Origin of the sequence: Phaeacidiphilus oryzae TH49 (assembly GCF_000744815.1) — a bacterium.
Lineage (GTDB): Bacteria > Actinomycetota > Actinomycetes > Streptomycetales > Streptomycetaceae > Phaeacidiphilus > Phaeacidiphilus oryzae.
The window spans coordinates 699,526-717,075 of record NZ_JQMQ01000005.1 but is presented as its reverse complement, the minus strand read 5'-3'; the positions used below and the strand labels follow the sequence as shown (position 1 = coordinate 717,075).

General features: G+C 73.4%; 19 protein-coding genes. 9 read left to right on the top strand and 10 right to left on the bottom strand.

Annotation, left to right across the window (positions count from 1 at the left end):
- Positions 1 to 6 precede the first annotated feature (6 nt).
- On the top strand, positions 7 to 837 hold the full coding sequence (locus tag BS73_RS07540) for a family 1 encapsulin nanocompartment shell protein (protein WP_037570562.1): 831 nt from the start codon (positions 7 to 9) through the stop codon (positions 835 to 837).
- A 13-nt stretch (positions 838 to 850) separates the two neighbouring features.
- Here the strand turns inward: BS73_RS07540 and BS73_RS07535 are convergent, their stop codons facing one another.
- The 8 genes from BS73_RS07535 to BS73_RS07500 all read right to left on the bottom strand — a co-directional run bounded on the left by BS73_RS07535 (position 851) and on the right by BS73_RS07500 (position 8,504).
- Positions 851 to 1,348 carry an adenosine-specific kinase gene (locus BS73_RS07535; protein WP_037570560.1) on the bottom strand — a complete coding sequence of 166 codons (498 nt, stop codon included), beginning with the start codon at positions 1,346 to 1,348 and terminating at the stop codon, positions 851 to 853.
- A gap of 50 nt (positions 1,349 to 1,398) precedes the next feature.
- Complete coding sequence (locus BS73_RS07530) at positions 1,399 to 2,517, bottom strand: Gfo/Idh/MocA family protein (protein ID WP_037570558.1); 1,119 nt, start codon at positions 2,515 to 2,517, stop codon at positions 1,399 to 1,401.
- The gene (locus tag BS73_RS07525) at positions 2,514 to 3,278 is read right to left on the bottom strand and encodes a sugar phosphate isomerase/epimerase family protein (RefSeq protein ID WP_037570557.1); all 765 of its coding nucleotides are present in this window, start codon (positions 3,276 to 3,278) and stop codon (positions 2,514 to 2,516) included. The genes BS73_RS07530 and BS73_RS07525 overlap by 4 nt, the downstream gene beginning before the upstream one ends.
- Before the next feature lie 79 nt (positions 3,279 to 3,357).
- Positions 3,358 to 4,200, bottom strand: coding sequence for a carbohydrate ABC transporter permease (locus BS73_RS07520; protein ID WP_037578636.1), 843 nt, complete (start codon positions 4,198 to 4,200; stop codon positions 3,358 to 3,360).
- Entirely contained in the window at positions 4,193 to 5,206 is a 1,014-nt protein-coding gene (locus BS73_RS07515) for a carbohydrate ABC transporter permease (RefSeq protein WP_235215339.1), read from the bottom strand. The genes BS73_RS07520 and BS73_RS07515 overlap by 8 nt, the downstream gene beginning before the upstream one ends.
- On the bottom strand, positions 5,206 to 6,528 hold the full coding sequence (locus BS73_RS07510) for an ABC transporter substrate-binding protein (RefSeq protein ID WP_037570556.1): 1,323 nt from the start codon (positions 6,526 to 6,528) through the stop codon (positions 5,206 to 5,208). The genes BS73_RS07515 and BS73_RS07510 overlap by 1 nt, the downstream gene beginning before the upstream one ends.
- Before the next feature lie 90 nt (positions 6,529 to 6,618).
- A complete protein-coding gene (locus tag BS73_RS07505; RefSeq protein ID WP_084703875.1) occupies positions 6,619 to 7,761 on the bottom strand; it encodes a LacI family DNA-binding transcriptional regulator in 1,143 nt (380 codons plus the stop codon).
- A gap of 116 nt (positions 7,762 to 7,877) precedes the next feature.
- Positions 7,878 to 8,504, bottom strand: coding sequence for a TIGR03086 family metal-binding protein (locus BS73_RS07500; RefSeq protein ID WP_235215338.1), 627 nt, complete (start codon positions 8,502 to 8,504; stop codon positions 7,878 to 7,880).
- Between the two features lie 183 nt (positions 8,505 to 8,687).
- Here BS73_RS07500 and BS73_RS07495 point away from each other — a divergent pair, with 183 nt between their 5' ends.
- Entirely contained in the window at positions 8,688 to 9,410 is a 723-nt protein-coding gene (locus BS73_RS07495) for a TetR/AcrR family transcriptional regulator (protein WP_161789653.1), read from the top strand.
- Positions 9,411 to 9,570: 160 nt separating this feature from the next.
- A complete protein-coding gene (locus BS73_RS07490; protein ID WP_051939663.1) occupies positions 9,571 to 9,933 on the top strand; it encodes a PhlB family protein in 363 nt (120 codons plus the stop codon).
- Positions 9,934 to 9,996: 63 nt separating this feature from the next.
- Here BS73_RS07490 and BS73_RS07485 read toward each other — a convergent pair whose 3' ends face one another.
- Positions 9,997 to 10,497, bottom strand: coding sequence for a hypothetical protein (locus BS73_RS07485; RefSeq protein ID WP_037570553.1), 501 nt, complete (start codon positions 10,495 to 10,497; stop codon positions 9,997 to 9,999).
- Positions 10,498 to 10,965: 468 nt separating this feature from the next.
- On the opposite strand from BS73_RS07485, the gene BS73_RS07480 reads away from it, so the two are divergent.
- A complete protein-coding gene (locus BS73_RS07480; protein WP_037570551.1) occupies positions 10,966 to 11,484 on the top strand; it encodes a pyridoxamine 5'-phosphate oxidase family protein in 519 nt (172 codons plus the stop codon).
- On the opposite strand, the gene BS73_RS38655 is transcribed toward BS73_RS07480, so the two are convergent.
- Entirely contained in the window at positions 11,409 to 11,849 is a 441-nt protein-coding gene (locus BS73_RS38655; protein ID WP_063836935.1) for a hypothetical protein, read from the bottom strand. The genes BS73_RS07480 and BS73_RS38655 overlap by 76 nt on opposite strands.
- Before the next feature lie 85 nt (positions 11,850 to 11,934).
- On the opposite strand from BS73_RS38655, the gene BS73_RS07470 reads away from it, so the two are divergent.
- From BS73_RS07470 to BS73_RS07450, 5 genes are all read left to right on the top strand, one after another.
- The gene (locus BS73_RS07470) at positions 11,935 to 13,002 is read left to right on the top strand and encodes a TIGR03617 family F420-dependent LLM class oxidoreductase (RefSeq protein WP_235215337.1); all 1,068 of its coding nucleotides are present in this window, start codon (positions 11,935 to 11,937) and stop codon (positions 13,000 to 13,002) included.
- 86 nt (positions 13,003 to 13,088) lie between these two features.
- Positions 13,089 to 13,955, top strand: a complete 867-nt coding sequence (locus BS73_RS07465; protein ID WP_051939662.1) for a PaaX family transcriptional regulator — start codon at positions 13,089 to 13,091, stop codon at positions 13,953 to 13,955.
- Between the two features lie 268 nt (positions 13,956 to 14,223).
- Positions 14,224 to 15,018: a hypothetical protein gene (locus BS73_RS38115; protein ID WP_161789652.1), complete on the top strand. Its 795-nt coding sequence runs from the start codon at positions 14,224 to 14,226 to the stop codon at positions 15,016 to 15,018.
- Positions 15,015 to 16,364: a copper resistance CopC/CopD family protein gene (locus BS73_RS07455; protein ID WP_084703872.1), complete on the top strand. Its 1,350-nt coding sequence runs from the start codon at positions 15,015 to 15,017 to the stop codon at positions 16,362 to 16,364. Before BS73_RS38115 ends, BS73_RS07455 begins: the two co-directional genes overlap by 4 nt.
- A gap of 101 nt (positions 16,365 to 16,465) precedes the next feature.
- The gene (locus BS73_RS07450; protein ID WP_037570548.1) at positions 16,466 to 17,497 is read left to right on the top strand and encodes a cupredoxin domain-containing protein; all 1,032 of its coding nucleotides are present in this window, start codon (positions 16,466 to 16,468) and stop codon (positions 17,495 to 17,497) included.
- The last annotated feature ends 53 nt before the right edge of the window (positions 17,498 to 17,550 follow it).

Below are 17,550 nucleotides of genomic sequence, written 5' to 3'. Positions count from 1 at the left end.
CCCCCCATGGCCGTGAGCACGGACAACCTCCACCGGGAACTCGCCCCGATCTCCACCGCCGCCTGGGCCGAGATCGAGCAGGAGGCCCGCCGGACCTTCGCCCAGCACCTCGCCGGGCGCCGGGTGGTGGACGTGACCGGACCGGACGGGTCCGAGCTGGCCGCCGTGGGCACCGGGCACCTGCGGGAGATCGCCCCGCCCGCCGACGGCGTCCTGGCCAGGTCGAGGGAGGCGCAGCACGTCGTCGAGCTGCGGGTGCCGTTCACGGTCAGCCGCTCGGCCGTGGACGACGTCCAGCGCGGCGCCAAGGACTCCGACTGGCAGCCCGTCAAGGACGCCGCCCGGCGGGTGGCCTACGCCGAGGACCGGGCCGTCTTCGAGGGCTACCCGGCGGCCGACATCGAGGGCGTCCATGTCTTCTCCTCCAACCCGCCGCTGTCGCTGCCGGCCGACGTCCGGGAGCTGCCGAACACCGTCAGCCAGGCGCTGACCACCCTGCGGCTGGCCGGCGTGGACGGCCCGTACGCGCTGCTCCTCGGCGCGGAGCCGTACACCGCGGTCAACGAGACCTCGGACCACGGCTACCCGATCCGCACCCACATCTCCCGGGTGCTCGGCGACGACGGCCAGATCATCTGGGCACCGGCGATCACCGGCGGCTACCTCCTCTCCACCCGCGGCGGCGACTTCGAACTCCACCTGGGGCAGGACCTCTCCATCGGCTACTCCTCCCACGACGACGACTCGGTGGCCCTCTACTTCCAGGAGTCGCTGACCTTCCTCGCCTACACCTCGGAGGCGGTGGTCGTGCTGGAGTCGCAGGTGCTCGCGGTGTGACCGGGCCGGCGCCTCAGGACTTGTAGCCGATGTCGCGCAGCAGCCGCTGCCGCTCGGCGACGTCCTGTTCGGTCTCCTCGGCGACGGGCGGTTCGCCGTCGATGACGCCGACGACGCCCCGCCCCTGCGGCGACTCGGCGACCAGGACCTGGAGCGGGTTGGCGGTGGCGCAGTAGACCCGGCAGACCTCGGGGACGGACTTGACCGCGTTGAGGACGTTGACCGGGAAGCCGTCGGCGAGGGCGATGACGAAGACGTGGCCGGCACCGATGGCGGTGGCGTTGTGGACCGCCACGGCGACCAGGTCCTTGTCGTTGCCGGCCCGCCGTACCAGGCGCTTCCCGGACGCCTCGTTGAAGGCCAGCCCGAACCGCAGCCCCGGGCTGCTCCCGGCGAGCGCCTCGTAGAGGTCCTCGACGGTCTTGATGAAGTGCGACTGCCCGATGATGACGTTGAGCTCGTCCGGCTTCTCGAAGGGGACGGCGGTGATGCTCGGGATGATGTCCGTCATGTCCGCCACGCTAGCCCCGCCCGCCGGCTGCGGGCGGGGTTGACGCGTCGTCAGGCCAGCGTGGCGGCCTCGGGGTCCCACTCCTCGGGGAGGGGCTCGGGGGTGGGGCAGGTGGAGGCGACCTGCTGGAAGGTGCCCTCGGCCGCCGAGCGGTCGATGGCGCACATGGCGTCCACGACATGCAGGGCCAGCTCGCCGGAGGCCCGGGCGGGGACGCCGGCGCGCAGCGCCCGCGCCAGGTCGAGGACGCCCAGGCCGCGTCCGGACGTCGGCCCGGTGACCGGCAGCTCGGTCCACTCGGTCTCGCCGACCGCCCGGCGCAGCAGCACGCCGTCGAAGAAGTTCGGGTCGGGGACCCGGAGTTCGGCCTCGGTGCCGGTGATCTCGATCAGGGTGCGCTTGACCGGCGCGTCGAAGCTGAACCGGGAGGAGGCCCCCTGCCCGCCGGCGAACTCCAGCAGCGCGGTGACGTCGGTGGGCACCTCCACCGGGAAGGTGCTGCCGGCCCGCGGGCCGGAGCCGATCACCCGCTCGGCCCTGGCCCGACGGGCCGTCGCCGCGACCCTGGTCACCGGCGAGCCGAAGAGCGCGGCCAGCGCGGTGAGGTAGTACGGGCCGAGGTCGAAGAGCGGACCGGCGCCCGCGGCGAACAGGAACTCCGGGCTGTGGTGCCAGCGTTCCGGCCCCGCGTTGGTCACCGCGGTGGTCGCGGAGAGCGGTTCCCCGATCGCGCCGGAGCGGATCGCCCGTGCGGCGGACTGCAGGCCGGCGCCGAGGAAGGTGTCCGGTGCGGAGCCGACGCGGAGCCCCGCCTGCGCGGCCTCGGCCAGCAGCTTGGCGCCGTCCTCGGCGTCCAGGGCGAGCGGCTTCTCGCCGTAGACGTGCTTCCCCGCGGCCAGCACCTGCCGGGCCACCGCGGTGTGCGCGGCCGGCACGGTCAGGTTGACCACCACCTCGACCTCGGGCACCGCGAGCACCTCGTCGACCCCGCCGGCCACCGGTATCCCGTACGGCTCGGCGGCCTCCCGGGCGCGGGCGGCGTCCAGGTCGGCGATGCCGAGGAGGCGGACGTCCGGGAAGGTGGAGAGGGTCTTGAGGTACTGGGCGCTGATCACTCCGGCGCCGATCAGCGCGACGCCGACCGGGCCGCTCCGCTGCGCGGCGCTCATCCGAAGTACCGCCGGCTCGCCTCGACCGCGTTCAGCATGCCGGTCAACCCGCCCGCGCAGTCGTCCAGTTCGACCACCCGCAGGGCGTCCGCCGGGGTGGCCGCGAGGATCTCGTCCAGCGGCATCCGGCCCTCGCCGAGGGCGGTGTGCGGCTCGCCCTTGACCAGCGGACCGTCCTTGACGTGCACGGCGGCCACCCGGTCGCCGAGCCGGCCGAGGAGGGCCGGCACGTCGGCGCCGCCGACCGCCGCCCAGTAGGTGTCGATCTCCAGGACGACCTCCGGGTCGAGCCGGTCGGCCAGCGCCTCCAGGCCGAACTGCGGCTCGCCGTCGGGGCCCGGTACCTTCCCCTCGAACTCCCACCAGTGGTTGTGGTAGCCGATCCGGAGGCCGTGCGGGCGGGCCGCCTCGGCGATGGAGTTGAGCAGTTCGGCGGCCCGGTCCAGGGCCTCGGGGGAGGAGAAGTCCTCGTGCGGGATCCCGGCCGGGACCACGGCGAGCTCCGCGCCGAGCACCTTGGCGGCCTCGAACATCTCCTCGCGCTCGGCCTCCCGGATCATCGCCCCGGCGTGGACGCTGGGCACGGCCAGGCCCAACTCGTCGGCCAGGGCCCGGAATCCCTCCGGGTCCTCGGCGGGCCTGAAGGGCTCCACGGCGGTGTAGCCGAAGGCGGCGACGCGGCGCAGGGCCTCGTCCCGGTCCTTCTCACACAGCTCGCGCAGCGACCACAGCTGGACGGACAGCAGCTGTCCGGCGGGCATACAGCCTCCTCGACTGTCTTACTCGGTCGTACCCGGTACGTTCCCGGTACGTTCTCGGTGTGGAGCAAAGGGGGCGCGGTCAGGTCTTGACCGCGCCCGCGGTCAACCCCTGCACCAGCGCGCGCTGGAGGAGCAGGAAGCCGACCACCACCGGGATGCTGACCACCAGCGAGGCGGCCATCACCTGGTTCCAGTAGACGTTCGCCTGGCTCGCGTAGGCCCTCAGGCCGACGGCGAGGGTACGGGTCTGATCGGTCGTCAGAACCGAGGCGAAGAGCACCTCGCCCCAGGCGGTCATGAAGCTGTAGACCGCCACCGCGATCACCCCCGGCATGGCGGCCGGCAGGATCACCCTGATCAGCGCGCCCAGCGGGCCCGAGCCGTCGACCAGCGCGGCCTCGTCCAGGTCCCGGGGGATGGTGTCGAAGTAGCCGGCCAGCAGCCAGATCGCGAACGGCAGCGAGAAGGTCAGATAGGTGATGACGAGGCCGGTCCGGGAGCCGTAGAGGTTGAGCCCGGTGGCCCGGTCGATGTTGACGTAGATCAGGAAGAGCGGCAGCAGGAAGAGGATCCCCGGGAACATCTGGGTGGAGAGCGCCGCGGTGAGGAACCCGCCGCGGCCGACGAACCGGTACCGGCTCACCGCGTACGCCGCCAGGATCGCGAAGGCCACCGAGAGCACCGTCGAGCAGACCGCGACGATGGCGCTGTTCACGAAGTACTGGGCGAGCGGGACGGTCTGCCACATCTCCACGAACGGGGAGAGGGTGATGTGGGTGGGCAGCCAGGTGAACGCGGACTGCACGTCCTTGAGCGGTTTCACCGAGGACACCAGCATCACGTACACCGGCACCACGGTGAACAGGGTGAGGAGGGTGAGGACGGTCCTCCGCCCCCACCGCACCCAGGCCGGGTCACGCACGGCGGCCACCTCCCTCCCGGCCGGAGGAGCCGATCCGGGTCAGGCCGAGGTAGATCAGCGTGACCACCAGCAGGAATACCAGCATCAGTACGGACATCGCGGACCCGAGGCCGAAGTTCCAGGTGATGAAGGAGGCGTTGTAGATGTGCAGTGAGATCAGGTCGGCCTGGGCCGGCGCGGTCGCCCCGAAGAGCACGTACGGGGTGGTGAAGTCGTTGAACGACCACAGGAAGAGGACCAGCACCAGCACGCCGTTCACCGGCCGCAGCATCGGCAGGGTCACCGCCCGGAACCGCTGGAAGGGGCCGGCCCCGTCGATCGCCGCCGCCTCGTAGAGGTCGCCGGGGATGGACTGGAGTCCGGCGGTGAGGGTCAGGAAGGCGAACGGCCAGGTCCGCCAGACCATCACGATCAGCAGCGACCAGAAGCTGTTCCCGCCGACCAGCCAGAACGGCGCCTTGGAGAACAGGTGGAGGTCGTCGACCAGCACATGGTTCACCATCCCCGTGCTGTGCTGCAGCATGAAGGACCAGGTCATCACGGCGGTGAACATCGGCAGCGCGTACGGCACCAGGAAGAGCGAGCGCAGGGTGCCGCGGCCGCGGAAGGTCGGGCCGCTGAGCGAGAGCGCCGCCAGGGTGCCGAGCAGCCAGGCGCCGGCCACCGCCAGCGCGCTGACCGCCGCGGTGATCAGGAAGGAGTGCAGCAGGGCGTTGCCCACCGGAGCGGAGAAGTCCACCGCCACCCGGTAGTTGGCGAGCCCGGCGAACGGCGCCTGGGACCAGTTGCGGATGAAGAACTGGGTCAGTTCGCGCAGGCTCACCCAGACGCCGGTCACCATCGGGATGATGTGCACCAGCAGCTCGGCGAGCACCGCGGGGATCAGCAGGAGGTACGGGAAGAGCCGCGCGCTGATCCGCCGCCGCGGCCGGCCGCCGCCGTTCCGCCGGGACCCGGCGGCCCCGGAGGGAGCCGCCGGGGCGGTCGGGGTACGCAGTCCGCTCATCATCCGCCGGTTGCCATCTGCTGGTTGGCGGCGGAGAGCTTGGCCTTGATGTCCGCGTCACTGACCGTCTTGCCGGTGGCGGCGTCCGCCATCAGGGACTTCAGGGCGGTGCCCACCGTGGTCTCGAACTGCGACTCCTGCGCGATCATCGGCATGGTCTGCGCGGTCTGCGCGAGCACCTGCTGGAAGACCTTGATGTCGGGGGTCTGGAACGCCTTGTCGCTGTAGGCGGCGGTGACCACCGGCAGGGTGTGGTACTTGGCGTTGAGCGCGGTCTGCTCGGCCTGGCTGGTCAGGAACTTCACCAGCTTGAGCGCGCCGTCCTCGTTGCCGCTGTTCTTGAAGACGCCGATGTTGATCCCGGCGATGTGGCTGTTGACCTTCTGGCCGCCGGCCGGCATCGGGCTGGGGAACGGGATCGGCACGACGCCGTAGTCCTTGCCGCTGACCATTCCGTCCTGGGTGAGCGAGTTCTCGGCGTTGCCCTGGAACATCACCATGGCGGCCTTGTTGTTGGCGAACTCGCTGAAGACCTGCGGGTCGGTGGAGTACTCGGCGTCCGCCGGGTTGACCACCTTGTCCGAGGACATCAGGTCCAGGTACTGCTTCACCCCGGCGACCATCTGGGCCGAGTCGAAGGCCGGCTTGGAGCCGTCGAAGACCGAGGCCCCGTGCTGCTTGCCGAACATGAAGGCGAAGTGGGCGTTCTCGGTGTAGCTGGCGCCCTCGACGGTGACCCCGTACTGCCCCTTGGCCGGGTTGGTCAGCCTCTTGGCGTCCGCGACCAGCTGCTCCCAGGTGGTGGGCGGGGAGGCGATGCCGGCCTGGGCGAACATCTTCTTGTTGTAGAAGAGCCCGTAGGCGAGGCCGTAGAGCGGTACGAAGTCGGGCGTCTGGCCGGAGGCGCCGGTCGCCGTCAGGGTGGACGGGACGAACTTGTCCTTGCCGCCGATCTTCGCCAGGGTCGCCTGGTCGAAGGGCTGGAAGGCGCCGGTGGCGGCCAGCGAGGCGGACCAGGTGTTGCCGATGTTGAGGACGTCCGGGCCGTTGCCGCTACTGGTCGCGGTGAGGATCCGGTTCAGCAGGTCGGGCCAGGGGATGACCTCCAGGTTGACCTTGATCCCGGTCTGCTGGGTGAACTTCTTCAGCTCCGGGGTGAGGATCTGCTGGTCGTTCTGGATGCTGGTGCCCTGGTTGCTGGCCCAGTAGGTGAGGGTCTTGGGGTGCGCGCTCCCTCCTCCGGAGGAGCCGCCACCGCATGCGACCAGACCTGTGCTGAGCAGAGCGAGGCCGACGGCCACGGCCGGTATGCGAGTTCTCACATCGCCTCCTGGGGGGAGCGGAACGGTCGCGGTGATAGAAGCACTCAACCGGTTCAGCGACAATGCCGGGGACAACGCGTTACCCGACCGTTATTCGCCTTCCACCGGATCCGGCGCTCCCGCCGACACCGGGCCGGCCGGCCGCTCGCGATGCCCCCCGGCAGGTGGCCCGCCAGGTCGCCCGGGTTCGGCAAGCGGCGCCGTGCTGCCCCGCGGCACCAGCCGGGGCGGGGGCTCCAGCCGCACCTCCCGGCCGAATCCCGGACCGCCGCCGATCAGCCGGATCAGCTCGGCCGCCGCGCGCTCCCCGTACTCCGGGACCCGGCGGTCGATCGCGCTCAGGGCCGGATGCGGCAGCCGGCAGAGCGCGCTGTCGTCCCAGGCCACCAGGGAGAGGTCGGCCGGCACCCGGAAGCCCATCTCGTGCGCCACGCCCAGCGCGGCCACCGCCATCACGTCGTTGTCGTAGACGATCGCGGTCGGCCGGACCGGCCCGGAGAGCAGCCGGCGGGTGGCGTGGGCGCCGCCCTCGCCGGTGTAGTCGGTGTACTCCGTGCACGGCTCGGGGACGCCGAGCTCGCGGGTCGCCGAGCGGACCGCGGTGGTGCGGAGTTCCGTGTGGAGGAAGCGGGTGGGGCCGGCGACCCGGGCGATCCTCCGGTGCCCCAGGGCCACCAGGTACTCCAGCGTCTCGCGCGCCCCGGCCCCGTCGTCCACCGACACCGCCGAGACGCCGGGCGGCAGCGGGCGGCCCGGGCTGCCGATCGCGACCGCCGGCATGCCGAGCTCGGCGGCCAGGTTGAGCCGGTAGTCGTCAGGACCCAGATCGACGATGATCGCCCCGTCCACCCGGCGCTCGCCCCACCAGGCCCGGTAGGCGGCCTCCTCGGCCTCCCGGTCGCCCTCGCCCCCGTCGATCGCCTGCATCAGGAGGGCGGTCCCGCTGCGGGCGAGTTCGGCCTCCAGACCGGAGATCAGCTGCATGAAGAACGGCTCCACGCCGAGCACCCAGGCGGGCCGGTCGACCAGCAGCCCGACGGCACCGGCCCGTCCGGCGGAGAGCGCCCGGGCGGCCCGGTTGGGATGCCAGCCCAGGCTCCGCGCGATGGCCAGAATCCGTTCCCTGGTCGCCGCCGAGACCCCGGGCTTGCCGTTCAGCGCGTAGGACACCGCGCCCTTGGACACCCCCGCTGCTGCCGCGATGTCCGCGATGGTGGGTCGATTCTCGGTCACGGACGGTCAGCGAAGCACTGAACCGGTTCACAGTCAACGGCGCCCTCGCTGCTCATGAGCGCCCCGGCGGGCTCGGGGCGCCCCCGGCGGGCGGGCTCAGGGCGCTCCCGGCGGGCTCAGGGCGCCCATTCCGGGTCCCGGCCGCTGAGCGCGAGCACCCGGGAGAGGAGCGGCGCGTCGGCCCGGACGGGGACCGGCGGGCCGAAGGGGCCGCCGGAGGGCGGGCGCTGCTCGGCGGGCAGCGCGTGCGCCAGCACGTCGGCGCAGACGTCCAGCTCGCCCAGGGTGGCGGCGTACCGGGGGGAGTACGGCACGCCGGTGGCGACGGTCAGGTCCCAGGTGTGGATGACCAGCTCGTTCAGCGCGACCCGGCCGGCCACGCCGCCGGGCAGGTCGACCCCGCCGACCCGGGTGAAGCCGTCCCAGGCGGCGGGGTCGGTCCAGGCCTCGGCCAGCGCGGCCAGCCGGCGCGGGAACTCCTTCCGCCAGTCGGGCGGCAGGGCGGAGGCGGAGGGCGTCGGCGGGCGGTCACGACCGGGGCCGACGCCGGGGCCGGCCCCGCGGTCGCGCTCGGTGGCCGCGGCGGTGAAGGCCAGCGCCAGGCCGCCGACGTGGTCGACCAGGTCGCCGACGGTGTACTTCTCGCAGGGCGTCGGCCGGTCGAAGTGATCGTCCGTCAACTCGCCCAGAAGGTCGGCGAGCCGGCGGGCGGCCGGTCCGAGGTCCGGAATGTTGGTGGGCACGGTCGCTCCTCAGCATGGAACGGATGGCAGCTCTCCTGAAGGTGAGACCGCGCCGGCTCCGCGCACTCATCGCCCTCCGCGAAAGTCTCTTCCGCCCCTGCTCGGCGGGGGGCGCGAGGGGCGCGCGGACAACGGGGTACCGAGTACCCCGAACATATGGCACCGGGTGCTAGATTTCCCGCCATGGCCGAGACCAAACCCGCGATGCGCGACGCCCTGATCGCCGCCGCCTTCCAGCTCTTCCTGGACCGCGGCTACGAGCAGACCACCATCGACGACATCGTCGCCCTGGCCGGTGTGGGCAGGCGCTCCTTCTTCCGGTACTTCCCGAGCAAGGAGGGGGTGGTCTTCCCGGACCACGAGCGCTGCCTGGAGGAGATCACGGCCTTCCTCGCCGAGCCGGCCGAGGACGAGGCCGGAGGGGTGGACCCGGTCCGCCGGGTCTGCGCCGCCGCCCGGCTGGTGATGCGGATGTACGCCCGGGACCGGGAGTTCTCGGTGCAGCGCTACCAGCTCACCCGCACCGTTCCGGGCCTGCGCAGCTACGAGCTCTCGGTGGTCTGGCGGTACGAGCACACCTTCGCCCGCTACCTGCGCAGCCGCTGGGCCGGCCGCCCGGACGGCTCGCTGCGCGGGGAGGTGGTGGCCGCCGCGGTGGTCGCCGCGCACAACCACGCCCTGCGCTCCTGGCTGCGCTCCGGCGGGGAGACGGACATCGAGGCGGCCACCGACCACGCGCTGGAGCTGGTGGTCGCGGCCTGGGCCGAGCCCGGCGCCGACCCGGGCCAGGCCCAGGGGGCCGCGGAGGACGACCTGGTGGTGCTCGTGGCCCGCCGCGGGGTGCCGATGTGGCGGGTGGTGCGGGGGATCGAGGCGGCGCTGGAGGAGGAGCCGGGCGAGGGGTGATCCGGATCGGCGGTACGCGGCGGTACGCGGCGGTCCCTGGTGGCACTCGGTGGTAGTCGGTGGTACTCAGTGCCTTTACATGAGGAACTGAGTGTCATACATTCGTTCCGGTCCAATGACGGGCCAGGGCCCAGGCGGGCCTGAGGGGAGGTCAACTGCGATGACAGCGACGGTGATCGAGCCGCTCGGGACAGCGGCGACGGTGCCTTCGGCGGCTCCGCTGCACTACCTCAGCTGCCGCTGGTGCGGTTCCGCGGCGGAGGCGGGCCGGCTGCTCTGCCCGGTCTGCGGCGCCTCCGGCCTGGTGCGGCAGATCAGTGCGGGCGTCGGCACGGTGCGCCGGCTGCTCGGCGCGATCGGCGGCCGGGACACCCACACCCAGCGCTGCACGGTGGCGATGGACGAGGGCTTCGTGGCCCGTGGCACGGTGGTCGACGTGCTGCCCGGCGAGATCGCGGTGGGCTCCCGGGTGCGGGTCCTGGTCAGCGAGCCCGGTACGACGTACTTCGCGGTCCGCGACTGAAGCGCGGACCGTGACCGAACCGCGGTCGGAGGTGCCCGAGGGCGGAGGGTTCGCGAGGGGCCCTCAGCGGGCCCAGCCGACTCCGCAGCGGACGATCCAGTGGGCGAACCAGAGGAACATCGCGGCGAAGACCAGCGAGGTGAACAGCTCGCCGAAGATCTGCGAGGGCGTCCGGCCGCCGACGGTGAACAGCACCACGATGAACGCGAGCTCGGCGAGCGCGACCACGGCGGTGTAGATCTTCATCGGCTCGTCGACCGCCTTCACCAGCACGGTCATCAGCAGCGTGGTGATCAGCATGGCGATGATGAAGCCCAGCGAGATCGGGCCGACCCCGGAGTCCCCCTGGCCCGCCGAGTCCTGGTAGATCGGCAGTCCGATGAAGCCGCGGACCAGCATGATCAGCCCCAGCGCCAGCAGGGTGGCGAACCCCGCGGCGGCGAAGCCGGCCCACCACATCGCGCCCACCGAGACCTGCGGCCGGGCGGTCCCGCCCCGGTGCCGGGCGGCCGTCAGCTTGTTCTGTTCCGTCGGGCGCGCACCGGCGCCGGCCGAGGTGCTCATGGCGTGTTCTCCCGTAGCTGGTCGGGACCGGGTCCGCTCCTTTTGCTACCGGTCCCGCACCGGGCACGCGCCCGGGACTAGCCCGTTCGGGGGAGCCCGGCGGCTGTGAGGAGAGGGCGAGGCGCACGACGGGCGGTACCGGCACTGGGATCAGGTGCTGGTGGACATCGCGGACCTGGGGCGCGCGGGTGGTCGTCACCCTCGACGACCCCGCCCCGGGGGCCGGCCCCCGGGGCGGTGCTGGCCGATCCCGCCCGCGCCGCGCGGCTCCTTGCGGCGGGGCGGCCACGCCCGGACTTGCCGACTGGCGCGAAAGGCCCTGGCGGCCGCCGGCGTCGGCCTTGTCGCTCGGAGCCGGTCGCACGGCGGCTACCCGGTGGACTTCCCGTCGGCGTGCCCGGTGACGGGCCTGGGCGCCGGGTTCGCGAGCCGCGATGAGTCGGGCGGGCGCCGGGGGTCTACTGGGGTATGACCGAGAAGAAACCGGTCGAGGTGCGGAACCTCGACGACCGCTATGGCAGCGCCGTACTGGAGTGGAGCCGGGCGGAGGAGGCCCTGGCCCTGGTGCCGAGCCCGGCCTATACCCAGTTCCTCGGGACCAGCCGGCCGGACGGCACCCCGCACGCGGCCGGGATCGGCGCCCAGTGGCTGGCCGGCGAGATCTACTTCACCAGCGGTCCGGCCGCCCGCAAGGCGCGCGATCTGGCCGCGAACCCGAAGTGCACGATCTCCGCCCGGCTGCCCGGCATCGACCTCGTACTGGAGGGCACCGCCTGCCGGGTGACGGACCGTCGGACGCTGGAGCGGGTCGCCGCCGGGTACCAGGCCGGCGGCTGGCCCGCCCGGGTCGAGGGCGAGGCCTTCACCGCGCCGTTCAACGCCCCCAGCGCCGGGCCGCCGCCCTGGTATGTCTACCGGTTCGACTTCCACACCGTGTACGGGGTCGCCACCGAGGAACCCTTCGGGGCCACCCGCTGGCGGTTCTGACGGCCCGGACGGGGCGCGGTCGCCAGGCCCGAGGCCGGGCGCGGGGGCCGGGCCGGCCTGGCCCGCCCCGGCGGGAGAGCGGCCCGCGAGCTGTCGTGCCGGATCCGGACGTCCGGCCACGGCGGCCGCCGGATCAGCGCCACGCAGGCCAGAGTGGCGGCCACCAGGCCGGTCAGCACGCCCAGGACGGCGATCTTGGTGCCGTCCACGACCGGGGACCACTCGGCCTTCCCGTTCCGGACCACGAACACGCCGAGCGGCGTGGCCTCGGCCCCGCCCGTCCGGCTCAGCCCGGCGACCGTGATCACCGTAGAGCCGTCCGCCCTCTCGTACGGTTCGCCGAAGACGCGTTCCTCGATGCCCATGGGGGCTCCCCCTCCGCCATCGGCCGGCTGCTGCTGCCAGCCTGTGCGGTGCCCGGCCGCCGTGGCAAGCCCTAGGGTGATCCCCGTGAGCACAGGGAGCGCAGGGAGCGCGGGGCACGACGGGCTTCTCCTGGACGGCAACTCCTCCGGCCGGCCGCAGGACGTCCTGGCCGACGCCCGCCGCGCGGAGCGGCTGGGTCTGGACCGGCTGGTGGTCTCCGAGACCGCCCAGGACCCCTTCGTCCAACTCGCCCGGGCCGCGGACGCGACCGAGCGGATCGAGCTGGCCACCGGCGTGGCGATCGCCTTCGCGCGGACCCCGATGAGCCTGGCCTACGCCGCCTGGGGGGTCCACCAGGCCTCCGGCGGGCGGGCGGTGGTCGGGCTCGGCACCCAGGTGAAGACGCATGTCACCCGGCGCTTCGACATGCCCTGGGACCGTCCGGTGGCCCGGATGCGGGAGTACGTCGCCGCCCTGCGGGCCATCTGGAGCAGCTGGCAGACCGGCGAACGGCTGCGCTTCCGCGGGGAGTTCTACACCCACACCGTGATGACGCCGGTCTTCGCCCCGGAGCCGGTGCCCGGCGGTCCGCCGCCGATTCTGCTGGCGGGGGTGGGGCCGCGGATGACCGCCGCCGCGGGCGCGGTGGCGGACGGCTTCATAGGCCACCCCTTCACCACCGTCCGGTATCTGACCGAGAAGGTGCTCCCCGGGGTGCGGGCGGCCCGGGCCGAGGCGGAGGCGGCCGGCGAGCCGTGGACCGGGCAGCGGCCGTTCCAGACGGTGGGCAACCTGCTGGCCGCGGTGGGCCGGACCGAGTCCGAACTGGCCGCCGCACGCAGGGCGGTGCGCGAGCGGATCGCCTTCTACGCCTCCACTCCCGCCTACCGCCCGGTCCTGGACCTCCACGGCTGGGGCGAGCTCTCCGAGCGGCTGCACCCGCTCTCGCTGCGCGGACGCTGGGCCGAGATGGGCGAGTTGATCGACGACCGGGTGCTGGACGCGTTCGCGGTCTCCGGATCGCCGGAGGAGGTCGCGGCGCAGGCGCGGGCGCGCTACGGGGGAGTGGTGGACAGGCTCTCGCTGCACGCCCCCGAGGGCGCCGGGGACCCGGCGTCGGCCATGGCCGCCACCGCCGCGATCCGCGGCTGATGGGCAGGTCGCCGGGGCCGGCGCGGCCATCGGGGGCCGGGGACCCGCCCTCGGCGGAGGACCCGTTTTCGGCGGGAGAGCAGTCCGTGGCGGGAGAGCAGTCCGCGGCGGGGGAGCGGCCCGCGGCCGCCGGGCCCTCCGGGGCGCGCGGGATCCTCCTCACCCTGCTCGGCGAGTTCGTCCTGCCCCGCGCCGAACTCCCGGTCTGGACGCGGGCGCTGGTCGGCGCCCTCGGTGAGCTGGGCGTGGAGGAGAAGTCCGCCCGCCAGGCGCTGGCCCGTACCGCGGCGGCCGGGCTGCTGGACTCCGAGCGGGTCGGCCGCCGGGTCCGCTGGCGGCTCACCCCCGAGGCGGTGCGCCTCCTCGCCGACGGCGCGGAGCGGATCTACTCCTTCGGCGGGGTACGCGGCGGCCCGGCCGGCGCCTGGGACGGGCGGTGGTCCGTGCTGCTGGTCTCCGTACCGGAGGCCCGCCGCGAACTGCGCCGCCGGCTGCGCACCCGGCTCAACTGGGCCGGCTACGGCACTCCGCAGCCCGGGGTCTGGATCTGCCCCGACCCGGACCGGGAGCCCGAAGCCGACCTGATACTCCGTCAACTCGGCCTGGCGCAAGGCGCGCTGTCCTTCACCGGCGGCGGCGGGGCGCTCGGCCCTCCGCCCGCCGAGCTGGCCCGCCGGGCCTGGGACCTGGACCTGCTGGAACGCCGGTACGAGGAGTTCATCGGGGGCTTCGGCAGCGCCGCCGCGCCCCGCTCGGGGCAGGCGGCGCTCCGCGCCCAGACCGAACTGGTGCACGCCTGGCGCCGTTTCCCCTTCCTCGACCCGGGCCTTCCGCCGGAGCTGCTGCCCGTCCCCTGGGTCGGCGCCCGCGCCGCCGGCCTCTTCCACCGCCTCCACGAGACCTGGGCCGAGGCTGCCCAGTCCCACTGGGCCGCACTGACCTCCGAGCGCTGAGGCCGCCGAGGAAGCGCGCATATTCTCGAACAAGGCCGTTTTCCGGTGGGGCGGAATTGTGCGGCGAGGCGCTGGCGTAGAGGAGATCTGGAGGAATTCCGCCGCGCCTTCACGAATTCTTGCGGAGTTCGGCGTCTCACGCTCTGGTCCGGCTCCCACGCGGGCTAATCAATGTTCGGTTAACTCAAGTGATATCCAAGGGAATCGGTGAGGCGCTGAACTCATGGGCCCAAGGTGAAGAGAGACGCCAGTCGCCAGGAGGCCCTTCATGCCCGTATTCGCCAGGAGCGCTTGGCCCCGGGACCATCGGGACGCGGTGGTCGCTGCGGCGATCGCCGGGACCGTGGTGGTGGTGCTCGGCTACGCCTCCGGGATCGGGGGCGGGGCGGCGGCGAGCGGCGCTTCGGCGGCCCAGCCGCCGATGCCCACGGTGGCGCCCACAGCGGCGCCCACGGCGGCGCCGACGGTTCCGCTGCAGACCTCGCCGTCGGACTCTTCGGGGGCGGGGACGGGCGCGATCGGCGGAGCCGGCGGGGTGGTCGGCGGAGGTGTCGGCGGGCTCGGAACGGTCGGCGGCGGAACGGTGGGAGGGGTCGGCGGGGGCGGCGGCTCGGGGGTGCTGAGCGGGGCTCCGGCGCCGATCGCGGGCCAACCGGGCTCGGGGCCGGGTGCGGGATCCGGGTCGGGTTCCGGGTCAGGGTCCGGGTCGCCGACCGAGCCGGCGTCACCGGCCCCGTCCCCCACGGGCTCCCCGGGGGCCTGCGACAACGGACTGCGGGTGGTCGGCCCCGTGGTGGGGACGGCGGCACAGCCCGTCACCGGCCTGCTGTCGGCGCTGTCCGCGCCCACGGCGACGGCGGCTCCGACGCCGGCTCCGATCCCGGCTCCGACGCCCACAGTGACGGCTTCCCCGCCTTCCTCGGTGACCGCCGTCTCCGGGCTGCTCGGCTCGGTGGTGGGCTCCGCCGGGCGACTGGTCGACGGCACGGTGCAGGTGGTCGCCTGCGGCTCGCCGTCGGCCGCCGTGATGTCCGCGAACTCCGGTCCGGGGGAGGCGAAATGAGCAGGCGGATCCTCGCCGCGTTGTCCGGCGCCCTGCTGCTCTGGCTCTGCTGGCTACTGCCCTCCGCCCCGGCCGCCTCGGCCCATGCCGAGCTGCTGCGCTCCACGCCGGCTGCCGGCGCGAAGCTCAAGGAGCTGCCGAGGCAGATCACCCTGGTCTTCAGTGAGGGGGTCGACGTCTCGCAGACCAGGATCTCGATCGGTGCTACGCGGCTGTCCCTGCGTGCCGCCGACGCGGACGCGACGGAGGTGGTCGCAGGGCTGCCGAAGACAGATCTGCCTGCCGCGCAGGGGGTTTGGCGGCTGTCCTGGCGGTCCGTCTCGGCCGACGACGGGCATGTGGAATCGGGCACTGTGGCCTTCTGCAGTGCGGCGAAGCCGGCCCAGGTCCCGGCCTCCCCCGCCGCCCCGGCTCCTGCCGCCGTTCCGGCCGCCGACATCGCCGTGCGGGACGCTCTCACAGCGGCCCGCCTGATCGGCTACCTCGGCCTGACGCTCTTCGTCGGCGGTGGAGCCTTTCTGGCGGCACTCTGGCCACAGGGTGGCGGCGACCGCCGGACACGGGGACTGGTCGGCACCGCCTGGGTGGCGGGGCTGCTCACCTCCGTCGCGGTGGTCGGGCTCCAGGGGGCGTACGCGGCCCAGAAGCCGCTCGGGGCGGCGCTGTTCGCGCCCTCCTCCTACTCCGCCGCGCTGGACACCCATGTCGGCACCGTGCTGGCGGCCCGCGCACTGCTCTGGCTGCTGGCCGGCGTGCCGCTGGCGGCGCTCCTGCAGCGCGGGGAACAGGCGGCCCGCTCACCCGGCTGGCGGCTGGCCGGTACCGCGATCGGCTTCGGCCTCCTCCGCACGACCGGGATGGCCGGGCACAGCGCCGAGGTGCCGCACCGCAGTTGGGGGGCGATCGCGGACTTCGTCCACCTCGCCGGGGTCTCGCTGTGGCTCGGCGGGCTCGCGGTACTGCTGGTCGGGGTGCTGCCCGGGCGGCGGTCCGAGGAGCTGGCCTTCGTGGTGCCGCGCTACTCGCGGCTCGCGATGGCCTCGGTGGCCGGCATCGCCGTCGCCGGGGCGATCCTCTCCTGGCAGCTGCTCGGCTCGGTGTCCGCGCTGGTGGACACCGGGTACGGCCGGCTGCTGCTGGTGAAGATCGCGCTGCTCGCGGTGGTGCTGCCGGCCGCCCAGCGGAGCAGTGTGTGGACCCGGCACCGGCTCGACATCGCCGTACTGCTGCGCGGGCACGCGGCCGCGGTACGGCCCTTCGTCTACTCGGTCGCGGCCGAGACGGGCATCGTGCTGCTCGTGCTGACCGCGGCGAGTGTGCTGGTCGGCTCCGATCCGGGGCGCTGACCGGCGAATCACCACCGCACGACCGCTCCACCGCACGACCGCTCCACTGCTCCACAGATCACGTCCGCCCAGCCCGTATCCCAGACAGGGGAACCACTCGTATGCGTGACACCGAACAGGGCCGAGCCGCCACTCACAAGCGGGGCACCGACCGGGTGCTCCTGGCCACCGGGGTGGCCTCGGCAGTGGCGGCGGTGGCCGCTCTGGGGCTGCTGGCCCAGTCCACCTCCGTCTCCGCGGCGCCGGCCACCGCCCCCGCGGCGCGCTCTGCGGCGCAGCCGGCGGGAGGGGCGGCCGCACTGGCCGCCGACTCCGCGGCGATGGCGCCCGCGGCCGCCGGAGCCGCTGCGAACTCCAGCAGCAAGCATGTCCAGGTGGCCATCAAGGGTTATGCCTTCTCCCCGGCCTCGCTGAGCGTCCACGTCGGCGACACCGTCACCTGGACCAACGAGGACACCGCCCCGCACACGGTCACCACCACCTCCGGGCCCAAGCAGCTGAGCTCCCCGCAGCTGCAGAAGGGCCAGTCCTGGTCGTACACCTTCACCACCGCCGGCACCTACAGCTACTACTGCGCCGTCCACCCGGACATGAAGGCGAAGGTCACCGTCCTCCCCGCCGCCGCCCAGCCGAGCCCGACGCCGACCACGGCGCCGACTCCGAGCAGTGCCCCGACCGCCGCCCCCACCGCCTCGGCCTCACCCACGGCCCCGGGCGGCGGGATGAGCGGGATGCCGACCGCCTCGGCCTCGCCGACCTCGGGCGGCGGGAGCTCCGCCTCCTGCGTGGACCTCAACTCCACGCTGCTGCCGATCCTCCAGCACATCGACTCCGCGCACCTAGAGGAGTCGCCCGGGCAGCAGGTCACCGATCTGCTCAACCTCGACCAGTGGGTCAAGACCCACACCGTCTGGCTGGAGACCGTGCTCACCCCGACCGTCGCCGGCGCGCAGTCGGTGCTGACACAGACGCTTGAGGTCGCCATCCAGCACCTCAACTCGGCGCACCTGGACGAGTCCGTGGGCCAGCAGGTGACCGACCTGCTCAATGTGGACCAGTGGGTGAAGACCCACACCGTCTGGGCCGAGATGCTGCTCAAGCCCACCGAGGACTACGTGACCGGCAACTGCTAGCTCCTGAGGCCGGCCGGGGGCGGGCCGGCCGCGATCGGCCCGCCCCCTGCTCC